The sequence below is a fragment of the uncultured Paraglaciecola sp. genome (assembly GCF_943787955.1).
Lineage (GTDB): Bacteria > Pseudomonadota > Gammaproteobacteria > Enterobacterales > Alteromonadaceae > Paraglaciecola.
Map to the genome: position 1 here is coordinate 497,397 of NZ_CALSOK010000002.1, position 12,150 is coordinate 509,546.

7 protein-coding genes and 2 pseudogenes are annotated in these 12,150 nt (G+C 41.4%); 8 read left to right on the forward strand and 1 reads right to left on the reverse strand.

The window, feature by feature from the left end:
* The first annotated feature begins 116 nt into the window (after window positions 1-116).
* Window positions 117-3,008 carry a hybrid sensor histidine kinase/response regulator gene (locus Q0Y52_RS02880; RefSeq protein ID WP_297817733.1) on the forward strand — a complete coding sequence of 964 codons (2,892 nt, stop codon included), beginning with the start codon at window positions 117-119 and terminating at the stop codon, window positions 3,006-3,008.
* 317 nt (window positions 3,009-3,325) lie between these two features.
* A pseudogene (locus tag Q0Y52_RS02885) lies at window positions 3,326-3,527 on the forward strand (transposase); the annotation flags it as partial.
* A gap of 56 nt (window positions 3,528-3,583) precedes the next feature.
* Here the strand turns inward: Q0Y52_RS02885 and Q0Y52_RS02890 are convergent.
* Window positions 3,584-4,324 (reverse strand): acyltransferase, encoded by a 741-nt coding sequence (locus tag Q0Y52_RS02890; RefSeq protein ID WP_297818127.1) that lies wholly within the window; start codon window positions 4,322-4,324, stop codon window positions 3,584-3,586.
* A gap of 499 nt (window positions 4,325-4,823) precedes the next feature.
* Between Q0Y52_RS02890 and Q0Y52_RS02895 the strand changes: the two are divergent.
* From Q0Y52_RS02895 to Q0Y52_RS02920, 6 genes and pseudogenes are all read left to right on the forward strand, one after another.
* Window positions 4,824-5,634: pseudogene (locus Q0Y52_RS02895) on the forward strand (transposase); the annotation flags it as partial.
* A 307-nt stretch (window positions 5,635-5,941) separates the two neighbouring features.
* Complete coding sequence (locus Q0Y52_RS02900; protein WP_297817735.1) at window positions 5,942-6,991, forward strand: glycosyltransferase family 4 protein; 1,050 nt, start codon at window positions 5,942-5,944, stop codon at window positions 6,989-6,991.
* A gap of 31 nt (window positions 6,992-7,022) precedes the next feature.
* On the forward strand, window positions 7,023-8,432 hold the full coding sequence (locus Q0Y52_RS02905) for an oligosaccharide flippase family protein (RefSeq protein WP_297817738.1): 1,410 nt from the start codon (window positions 7,023-7,025) through the stop codon (window positions 8,430-8,432).
* Window positions 8,429-9,811 (forward strand): O-antigen ligase family protein, encoded by a 1,383-nt coding sequence (locus tag Q0Y52_RS02910; RefSeq protein WP_297817741.1) that lies wholly within the window; start codon window positions 8,429-8,431, stop codon window positions 9,809-9,811. The genes Q0Y52_RS02905 and Q0Y52_RS02910 overlap by 4 nt, the downstream gene beginning before the upstream one ends.
* A gap of 88 nt (window positions 9,812-9,899) precedes the next feature.
* The gene (locus Q0Y52_RS02915) at window positions 9,900-10,682 is read left to right on the forward strand and encodes a VanZ family protein (protein ID WP_297817744.1); all 783 of its coding nucleotides are present in this window, start codon (window positions 9,900-9,902) and stop codon (window positions 10,680-10,682) included.
* Between the two features lie 891 nt (window positions 10,683-11,573).
* Window positions 11,574-12,149: an acyltransferase gene (locus Q0Y52_RS02920; protein ID WP_297817747.1), complete on the forward strand. Its 576-nt coding sequence runs from the start codon at window positions 11,574-11,576 to the stop codon at window positions 12,147-12,149.
* The last annotated feature ends 1 nt before the right edge of the window (window position 12,150 follow it).

Below are 12,150 nucleotides of genomic sequence, written 5' to 3' on the forward strand. Positions count from 1 at the left end.
GCGCTTGTTCTAAATTCTGAATTATGTGAAAACAGTTGATTAATAGACGAAGAATAACCGACTCTCATTCCCTTAAGAATATAAATTAGGTGTCAATATGGAAAATATAAGGCATCATGAACTTTGTGTTCAGGAAAAAAGATGTTTTTTTACCTAAACTCTATAGTTTTTATCTGTATCAAGAGCTGGTTTCAATGCACTCAAGGCTGCAACTCTATATTCTGTTTTTACTGTTTTTATCGCCCAGCCTCGCTGCGAGGGCGTCGATCGATTTTATCGATGCCGTCAACATTGGCGATGATGTGCCAATTTACGCCCACACCTATTTTCACTGGGAAAAAGACCACCGTTTAAAAATCGATGAAGTCATATCTTCGCTAGAAAACGGTAAGGATAGAGATTCCAGCGAGGGTGAATTTTGGCATAGTTTTGACACTCACCAAGCTCGCCCATTCGCTCAAACCCCAATGTGGGCCTTCTTTCGAGTAAGAAATTCAAGCGCCAAAAGCGTAAGTTTATTAGTACAGACCAAATACACGATCACATCAGAGGTACAATACTACCTATCTAGCACTCATTCTGAGCTACAACTATTTACGGTGGGATCCGGTCACCCCTATTCAACCAGGCCCATCGCTAACCGCAACTTCCTTATACCACTCGAAATGCCACCTCAGAGCGAGACGACAGTCTTTCTACGTAGCAATCAATCGCCGGGCGTGACCGTTAGAATGTCGTCGGTTATTTCACCTGCTAAGCTGCAATTTATCGGTAGCAAAGCCGTTCTATTGGATGGAATCTATATAGGCGCTATCGCTCTGCTGGGCCTTATAGTGCTGTTACTTCGTATTAGAGTGGCCGATAGTAGTCTGGTCTTCTATGCGCTGAATTCCTTTGGCATGGTCGTTGCCTGGCTGTGTGCAAAAGGTTATGGGTACGAACTTATTTGGGGGGAATGGCCCTGGTTTGGCGAGCGTGCATTTTATCTGGCTTTGTTGCTGTTTCCGGTAGCCCAGTCACTATTTGCTAATAGCTTTCTGGACCTGAACAAGAATCTATATAGATTATATCAGTTTAATATATTCATCGCCATAATCACTGGAGTTGTAATTCTTATTGTACTTTTTACGCCAATAGAATTTGCCTTCAAGCTCACTCATTACACATTCGTGGCGTATTTTCCAGTCCTCATCGTTAATCTAATGTCAGCTTTAAAACTGTTTGTAAATAGCGATGTTCGCGCGGGGCATTATGTGTTGGCGTGGGGGGTGTATTTTGCAATGTTAATCAAATCCCTCTATATGATTTCCATATCTTCTATAGATGTAGATTTTAGCCCAGTGTTCAACAGCTATTTGATTGTTGCTGCCGTGTTATTTTTCGCTATTCTCGGGAGGCTGAATAATCTGCGCAAAGATCGCGAACGAGCGTTAGCTGAAAGCAAGGCTAAAAGCGACTTCCTTGCCAAAATGAGCCATGAAATTCGCACGCCCATGGGTGGTGTGCTCGGCATGACAGAGCTGTTGACCGATACGGATCTCGATCAAACCCAAAGGGACTACTTAAATATTATTCAGCGCTCCGGTGAAAACTTACTTAGAGTCATCAATGAAATCCTCGATCATTCCAAGATTGCCGCTGGCAAGATGCAATTGGACAACATAGATTTTGATATCCACAAGCTGGCACAGGACTGCGTTAGTCTGTTTAGTGGAAATACCCGTGAAAAGGGTGTTGAGCTGATTTGTCGAGTAGATCCCAATTTAGTTCGGGTGTGGCATGGCGATGAGAAGCGTATCCGGCAAATACTGATCAACCTTCTGGGAAACGCTTTTAAATTTACTGATTCGGGTGAGATTAGTATCAATATAGAGTACAACGACAATCGACAGGCTCTCGAGTTTTCCGTGCGTGATACGGGCATAGGAATCAAAGAGGAAGACTTTGAAAGACTGTTCGAGGAATTTAATCAAGCCGACGAGTCTACTTCCCGCCATTACGGAGGGACGGGATTAGGGCTCACGATATCGAAACAGCTTGCTCAGTTAATGGGAGGCTCGATTGAGGTCAAGAGTCACCTTGGGATTGGATCCGAATTTAAACTAAGCTTACCTCTCGAGGAAGGGGTTCAATCGGTACAGATTGCAGAAATTGACCAAATAGTTTATGGGCTGGCTGGCATTTCTATCTTACTCGTTGAAGATAACATGACCTACCAGAAGGTCGTTTATGAGTTTATGGTAAAGCTAGGTGCAATAATTGAAACAGCCAATGACGGCCAGATTGCCCTGGAAAAAATCAAGACTCAAGAGCGGCTGGGCAACTATTTCGACCTGATATCGGTTGATCTGGACATGCCCGTGATGGACGGCATGAGCCTGGTTAAGAATCTCCACGAGCAAGGTTATACAGAATACTCGAAAGTTATAATCTTATCTTCTACGAGCAGCTTACCGCAACGCGAACAATGTCGGCAATGGGGAGTTGAGCTTGCAGCGCAAAAACCTGCCCTAGCTGCCAGAATCGACAGTATATTTGCTCGAGCACTTGGCCTGCATATTGAACCACAGCGAAAGATAAAAGGCTTAGGCAATAATGTTGAGGCGCCTGTCAATGAGCAAATTATCCTAGTTGCTGAAGACAACGATGTGACCTATCAAGTCGTTTCGATAATGCTAGGGAAAAATGGCTACGATGTCAAAAGAGCCAAAAACGGATTAGAGGTTCTAGAGCAATATAAACGGCATAACATCAACAGCCATCGACGCAGTTTTGCGCTGATATTGATGGATTGTGAAATGCCTACAATGGATGGCTTTACCGCTACCAGCGCATTGCGTAAAATAGAGGAAGAACTTAGTTTGAGGCGTGTGCCCGTTGTTGCGATCACCGCACATGTAGTCGAGGAGTACCGGGTTCAATGCGCTGATTCAGGCATGGACGATATCATTACCAAACCCTTTACAATGAAAAAGTTAAATGACGTTATTGATCAACTTATTCTTTGAGTTCTACCTACCATTTTCTCTATTCAAATTGCTTACAGTTTAAAAAAATGTTGGTACCGGAAGTCGGATTTAACGGGGGCGCCTAGCTCGGCACTCCATTGCTGAAGATGGATTTTGTTCGTATTGGTCGAGATGAGGGGAATGGTTACAGCAAGATAGTCCATAGCTAGCCTCGCTGTCGCTCAGCATTTTCAAAGTGCAAAACATTTTTCGCTAAAAGCACTTTAAAAATTCTACCAATTTTGCAGCACTCTGACGTGGTTGAATAGATACGACCGCCCTAGTTAAGACATAATAGCCTTAACTGGAGATAGATAATGACAGCGCGTAAGACATATTCAAAGGAATTCAGACTAGATGCCGTCGCCTTGGTGGTAAAGCAAAAATATAGTCGAGCAGAGGCGGCTAAGAATTTAGGGCTGAGGGCTGAGACCTCAGATACTCTGTCGTTGGCTCAAAGAGGCCGAAGATGACGATGTTCATGCTTTTCGAGGTAATGGCACACTGACACCTGAGCAAGCTTTGGAGGCTTACCATTGGGTCCAAAAGCTGGTGACGCCCGGTAAGCCCCAGCTTTATTGGTTTAATTCAATACTGCTACTGCTCGCGTTGCTGTCACTTTTAGTTGCTGGAGTTGATAACCAATTCTTTCGTAAATAATGACGTGCAGGGTTTTCCACCAATTTAAAAAACATAGTCCCAGCGATAAGCGATGCACTAATATAAACGAAATAGAAGCTGATGAGATAAAAAAGACTGGCTTCACTATTATCCATCAGTCGCGACATCACCTGATTAACCACCATAAGAAACGTGGCATGGATCAGATAGACTGAATACGACACTCTACCAAGAAACATCATCAATTGAGTTGATACTAATCGCTCGTAAATACCTTGTGCTTTACTCAAGAATAAAATTAAAAAGGCAAAACATATCACCACTAAGCCATCATAAATGGATGATAATGGCAGTATGCACACTGCAATAATAATTAAGGTGGTGATCATAGCCAAGACATCAAATGCTTTATGTACAGTCATCTTTTCGTGGATATTAAACAGTGCGCAACCCACTAAAAATGCAGAAAAGACTCGGAATAATGTAAATTGTTCTAGCGGATTATACTGCAGAAAATTATTGCTCAAAGCCGCTAGCGTAAACATTCCCATGAAAACCACAATAATAATCAACACGAAATTGCCTATCGATTTTATTCGACTTAAACCAAAAGCAATGAATGGGAAGCAAAGATAGGCAAACCACTCAGAGCCTACTGACCACGAAGCGACATTCCAACCACTACTATTGAGTATTCCTCAACCATGGGTTAAAATTAAACTATGTAATAAAGGCCAAAGACTATAATGCTCTGACATATGTTAGGGCGAGCTTAATTGGTAAAACATATTTCAAAGTGATAAGTTTTTTACTTCCTCGCTTATACAATTCTATTAATTTAAATTTTTTACGTTCGGTTGGTTTTTCTTCTACTTGTCCGTTGTATTTCTTCTCATTATTACCTGCCTGATATTTTTTGGAATATCAAAAATAACTTAATCAAACAGGGTTAGTAAATAAAATTTACCGACCGTATGTGTTATGTGTTCGTTTTACACACAATAAATATTTTTACATATGGATCATTTTAATAGACATAAAACAACTAAAAAGAAACAAAAGTCATGGACGAAGTAATTCCAAGTACAATGATATTCGTAAGTGTTTCAATAGGCATGAATCGATGATCCGTAGCGATTAAAATCATAACCGGAACAGGAAGGATTACACAACGAACCTTAGAGGGGTCAGGAAGCTTTGGATGGGCTGGAAGACGATCCGATGTTGCAAATTCACGGGTATTCAATAACCTACCGTATCGCTACAGGCAAACAGCAAGGACGAAAGGTCTTTACCTTGCAAACCATTGCACCTATGGCAGAGCAGGGGTTTGCGTCAGGCTGTAACGCAAATGTGGTAGGTCTAAGTCTCCGTCATGAGCAGCTCACAGAATAGGGGTAAACTCGAAAGGCTGTACCGTTGCTTATTGTGAAGAGAGTCCCGCTCTGGGGTATCAGAAAAAAGGTTGGCAATAACGACTTACCCTAAGGTGCGTTACAAACTAAAAACACCCTACTGTGACGGCACCACCGTTGACCGGCGCAGTCATGTGCTCTTTGAGCCGCTGGATTTTATTGCCCGTTTAGCAGCCTTGGTACCCAAACCCCGCATAAATCTGAAGCGCTTAGATGAGAAACGCTCCTGTTTTTCACCCTACGGGCAACCTCTGGTTGGCTTAATTCATTCCCGATGAATTAGTCATGGTGTATTTGTGCGGGGTGGCCCTCCACGGGGTGGCCCTCCACCAAACAGTCGGCACCGCGTGACAATAACGCCGTCTTTCCGAAATAAGACTAAACAAGCCTTGCCGACAGGGCAGGAAAAAACACGGGCACAAAAACACCAATCGATGACCTGGGCGCAAAGACTTAAACGGGTTTTTAACATCAACATTGAAACCTGTGAGCAATGCGGTAGTGTGGCTCAAGATCCTCCTCTCGAGCCTGCGCTGCCAGCACATCGTGACGCATGGATGTGTAGAGCACTCTTAATGTACGCCTTATAAATAAGTCTTAAAAGTCCTGAGGCGGATATATAAAGCCATTAAGGTCTAACGACATAACGACCTCTCTTTAGTTTTAGCGACATTTAACTGGCCAACAAAGTTTGTTCTCAATTTAATGGATTATTTTACGTTGTCGTTAATAAGGTGAACGAGTACTTAAATTCGCAATTTGCAGCTATGGTGATTTACTGTTGCGATTTGCAGCTATTTTTGGCTATTGGCTAGGATAAACCACGTAAAACACGGCAGGCATTGATCTTGCATTGTACATAATAATACTAATACGCTTTGCTAAGGAGCTGAACCTGTGGAAAGAATCAATAGTCCACTGTGGCTTTTATTAGATAGTCGACATTCAGGTGGCATTGAAACTCATGTGCTAGAGCTGGCCGCTGGGTTAAAACAATACAATATCAATGTCCAAGTTGTTTTCTTAAATAACTATGGAACCCACCCTTTAAGAGTCGCCTTACAAGACAAGCAGATTAAAACTATTTCACTTGATGGTTCGATACGTTTACTATGGAATGAAATCCGTAAAGTATCTCCCGTGTTGATCCATACTCATGGTTATAAAGCAGGAATATTCGGTCGGCTATGCGCACGATTAACCTCGACTCCAGTTGTATCAACTTATCATTCGGGTGAACGCCTTTATGGCAAGCTAGCGTTATCCAATCTTCTAGATCGATACAGTGCTGGCCTAGCAAATAAAGTGTATGTTGTTAGCCCTCAAATAGGACAGCGTTTGAAGGTTGATGCAGATATCGTCAAAAACTTTATTGCGACTAAAACGTTGGAAATATCTAAAGGTAAGCAAGTGGCCTTTGTTGGCCGGTTAAGCCATGAAAAAGGACCCGATATTTATCTACAATTAGCTCGTTGCTTTCCTAACGAATCCTTTCATATTTATGGCACTGGCACGTTAGAACCAGTATTAAAAAAATCAGCATCAAACAATGTTCACTTTCACGGACAACAAGATAACATGACCTCAGTTTGGTCTGAGATCGGACTGTTAGTTATGCCTTCTCGTTTCGAAGGGTTGCCTATGGCCGCACTAGAAGCCATGGGCCGAGGCATACCCGTTATGGCCTTTGATGTTGGCGCCTTGAGTCACTTAATAAAATCCAATGAAAATGGATGGCTTGTAGAGCCGACAAGAATTGAACCGTTATCACAATATTTTCAACAATGGCTAGAGATGAATTCAAGCAAAAAAGAGCAATGCAAACACGCAGCGCAAAGTACGATTAAGCAAAGATTCTCTACGCAAGTGGTCATGCCTGAATTAATTCACTCATACCAAAAAATCTCCAAACTTGAGATAAGTCATAACGCAGATCTAGACATTTAATGAACACGTAAATAACAGCAGAATTATCGCTATGATCAGTCGATTACCTAGAGGACTAAAACATACATTAATGTATGGGTTCAGCATTGCGTTAATGAAAGGCGTTTCATTAATTATGCTGCCAATTTTCACTTATTTTCTTACAGCAGATGACTTTGGTCGACTTGAAATTATTAGTAGCCTAGCAGTCATTGGCAGTGTTTTGGTTGGCATGGGCTTAGAAGCAACCCTGTTTCGTTTTGTGAGCGGATCAGAGGACCCTAACGAACGTAAACGTATAGCTGCAAATATTTTTAGCCTAGCTATTTTTATTGGTCTCTGTGCGGCTTTATGTGGATGGCATTTAGCCAGCATAGTGGCGAATTATCTACCGGGCAATCCGAGTGTTTACGAAATACAATTAACTTTTTTAGTCCTTTCTTTAGAAGGCTGTATTGCCATCCCACTAGGATGGCTAAGACTGCATGATCGTGTCTATAAATTTTCAGCTATCACCTTAGGTAGAGCCTTGTTACAAGCACTCTTGGTCGCATATATGTTGTGGCTAGGTGGCGGTGTAACAGAAATTTTAGAATCGACACTTGTTGCTGCTGTTCTAACTGCTGGGATCCTTATTTATTTACAAATAAAAGATACCCGACTCAATGTGAACTTAAAAAATATTTATCAACTCTTAATCTATAGCACGCCATTAGTTGCTAGCGGCATTGTCGCGTTTGGATTTAATGGATTAGATCGTTGGATCCTAGCTGATCACGCCACATTAACCGATGTCGCTCATTTCAGTGTCGCGGCAAAATTCTCTATAGCCTTAGTATTGCTATTACAGCCTTTTAACATGTGGTGGTCGCCTCGACGCTTTATTGTGATTAAGCAGCAAGATGGTCCACATGAAGTGGCTAAATTTGTCACTATAGGCATCTCATTAACGCTCATCCTTTCTGTCCTTGTTGGCTTGTCATCACCATTATTAATTGCTTGGCTGTTGCCCGACACCTATGCCATTTCAGCACACTATGTAGTGGGTCTTGTTATTGCAATGGCATGCAAAGAAATCGCTGAATTAGTTAATATTGGTTGCTTTACCGGTGAGACAACCTCGTCTCAATTGGTGATCAATATTATTGCTGCCAGCATTGGTATTTCAATGATGCTGTTATTGACACCCAATCATGCGGTATGGGGCATCATTTATGGATTGCTCGCGGCACAAATAACACGCCTTCTATTGTTTTTTTACACCAGTCAATATTTTCTACCGCTGCCCTATCCTAAATTACCTTTATTACTTTTGAGCTGTTTGAGCATTGCAGTCATTGTCTTGGGCTCAATGACATCAGAGTTTTTCTTGCAAATAATATACTTACTCACCGGCACATTAATAGTCGGCTTAGCGGCCTTCCTACTCAAATTACTTTCCCTTAAAATGAGCGCGCAATGATTCAGATTAACGTTAAAGACCAGCTTCGACAGCCTCTAATAATAATTCTAACAGCGTGTATTCCTCTTGCTATCACCTGGGTTTTTCTCCCTCATCCGGCGATTGCTATTGCAGTGGGAGCTTTGCCTTTAGTCATTTTATTTGTTTTGAAGCAACCGTTTTTAATGGTGCTATTATTTGTATTATTTTCCTTCTTTCGGCTTCATGAAGTCTTTCCTCAATTGGAGCCATTCAGGATACCTCTCTTACTATCCATTGCATCCTTAACGGCCTTAATCTGGCAAGTAGCAGTCACCAAGAAACTAACAATCTATTGGACACCTGAGCTTAAAAAAGCATCGCTGTTTTTTGTTTTCGTTATACTGGGCATCGCTTTAGCGACAAATAGACCACTGGCTTTAGATTATTTCACCAGCACCTACTGGAAAATTATTGTCATGACATTTGCTATAGTGTGGCTAACACGTACAGCACGTGATTTCTCACTGTCATTGCATTTGGTCACATTCTCAGGATTACTCGTTGGCCTAGCCGCCCTTTACAATAAGTTCTATAGCATTGGTCTTGTTGAAGGAACACGAGTCACGATTGGTCGGGATTTCGGATCTGTTTTAGGCGACCCCAATGATCTTTCACTGGTGCTGTTATTTCCTTTTTCATTTGCGTTAGCTTTAATATTATCTCCCGGCCTATCAAAACCTCAGCGTCTATTTGGCGTTGTAACCGCTATCGTGCTTATTCTTGCCATTATTGCAACCCAAAGCCGTGGTGGTTTACTTGGTGTTGCCGCTGTTATCACTGTATTTGTTTGGCGAAGAGTCGCATCAAAAACACTGCTAATAATATGTGGCGCGCTCGTATTAGCTTCACTGTTTTTGTTTGCAGGTATCAGTGACCGTCAATCAGGTGGTGCTGCCGAAGTTGGGATTGATGAATCGGCAATGGGAAGACTATACGCTTGGGAAGCCGCATTCGATATGGCCCTCGACAACCCAATAAGTGGTGTTGGCATCGATAATTTTCACCCTAATTATTTTTTCTATAGCAACTATTGGGATGGGCTTAATCATGCGGTTCACAGCACCTGGTTTGGAGTGTTAGCAGAAACTGGATTCATAGGCTTATATCTATTCCTGGTATTGGTAGTTGCCGTCATACGCTGTGCTAGTAAAGCATTACACACCATTAAGGATAATCCTGATAAATTTCCACCGACCATATTAGCCATTGCCGAAGGTAACCTTATTGGCTTAGTGGGATTTTGTGTTACCGGCAGCTTTCTTACCCAGACCTTCACTTGGCCTTTATATATTTTGCTGGCCTTTACCGTGGCCATCGGTCATTTTATATCAACCAATAACAACCAAAAAAGCAAATGAATATGCAATTTAAGAAATATTATCGAGCTCTTATTTTATTATGCAGCATTTCAAAAAAATAATATTTTATAGCCTTTTGGCTATACTCGTGTATTTCTTGTTTAAAGTAGGCGGAGGCCAAGAACAGCATCGTTTAATAAAAGATATGTGGAATTTAGGTCATATTATTTTATTTATGCTTCTGAGTATTATTATTTTAAATATGAAGCCTCTTTATAATAAAAGCCTTATTTTTAAGTTTTTTATTATCACACTAGTCAGCTTAATATTAGGGCCGGCAACTGAAGCTATCCAGTTATTAGTGCGACGTGAGTTTTCTATTCACGATATTGCTAATGATTTTATAGGCGCCTACCTAGGCTTATTAATTTATATTATTAGCAATAAAACGAAGACAACGACTACTCGTTTTGGCGCAGGTATGCTGGCCTTATTTCTTCTCAGTATTGGTTTTCGTGACATTGCTCCAACGATTGTTGATGAAATAGCTATTTATGATAGCTTTCCCGTTTTAGCGGGCTTTGAGAGTGACGCCGAAATAAATCGCTGGGAACTTGTAAACGTACGCACTGTGCGCGATGAGCAACACCCTATCTCAGGAAGCCACTCTCTTAAGGCTGAATATTTGCCAGCCACATATTCATCATTATCTTTACTGCACATGAAGTCTGATTGGCGTGGTCATGAGCAATTACTTTTTTCGATATACAGTGTTAATCAACAAAATATTCCGTTTGAAATAAAAGTGCATGACCAATATCACTCGCGGACTGGAGGGGGCTATGGTGACCGATTTAATAAAAGTATTATATTAAAGCAGGGCTGGAATTTTATTAACATTCCTCTAGATCCAAATCGCTGCATCTCCTAATGGACGCATTATGGATATGAGTAAAATAAATAAACTCAGCTTATTTACCTATAAACTATTAAAACCAACGACGTTTTATATTGATGATATTCGCCTACTATAATTTAGCCGCTGCGCGGGTTTGAAACATCAGAGCGTGAACTTGCAGTACAAGCAACGCTGAATCATCCCTTACCCGTCCTTCAACAAGACTTTTAAATAACAGATACAGAGTGGTTCGCTTATTAAGCCTGCCATTGTCTGCATAGATGCCATCCCTCTCACTATTTTATAGATTGACCTTTTCTAACACTAAAAACCATGTCTTTTAGTGTGTTGCAATATGCAAAGCGATTTGCAATATGTACTTTATTGCAAGCGGAAAAATAGGTATAGAAAAACCATAACCTACTGATTTTACTCTAATTAAAATGTGGCCCGTTTCATGCTTATTCTTGTTCAATTCAACTTGCAAGTGTGATAAGTATGTTCGGGATATTTACAATTCATAATATTACTAGCGTAAAAGACAATCTGTTAGAGGGACTTAATGCGTTGTCATATCGCCACTGCGACTCTGTGCCTAATGAAAACCATAGACTCAACAATCCATTAAACCCCCTACTCCCTATGTCAACGCTGCAATCATTGGTCTATCACATCGCCACTTTAAAAGTCTCCAATGTCGACCAGACTCGTCACTCAGTCAATTCAGTGATTGGGGAATGACCATAGGAAGTCTTAATTTAAATCAGCTTAAACAAGTGGTTAATAAACAGTGAGCACCCGATAGCTCGCAGCACTTTCAAAATACTAAGAGCCCTACTTGGCTTTTCTTTACCTGCCCCTCGCCTGATCACAACACCACTTTATTATGCTTACTGCGGCACACAGAATTTTATTTCAACATTAATGCGTGTTTTTTGGTGGACACCTCTACTTAAGGGACGCTTAGAGCATGTTGGTTTCAATCTTTATTTATATGGCGGCCTTCCTTTGATCAGTGGGCCAGTTCAAATAGAAATCGGAAGCGATTGTCGCGTCTCAGGCCAAACAACATTCACTGGTCGCACTTGCGCACCCTCTCCGCCTAAATTAATTGTCGGTGACAATGTTGATATTGGATGGATGACAACCATAGCCATCGGTAAAAAAGTGGTGCTTGGTAATAATGTTCGCATTGCCGGCCGTACTTTATTAGCAGGCTATCCTGGCCACCCACTGGATGCTGAATCTCGCGCTGCAGGTTTACCAGAAACAGATGAGCAAGTAGGCGATATAGTGCTTGAGGATAATGTTTGGTTAGCCACCGGCGTCTCAGTAATGGCTGGCGTTCATATTGGTTGTAATACTGTCGTTGCCGCAGGAAGCGTTGTCACTCACGATTTACCTGCTAATGTTTTATGTGGTGGGACACCCGCAAAGGTTATTTACGCATTGGATGTAATGTCGAAAAAACACATGACTGATGCCAATGATGAACAATAAT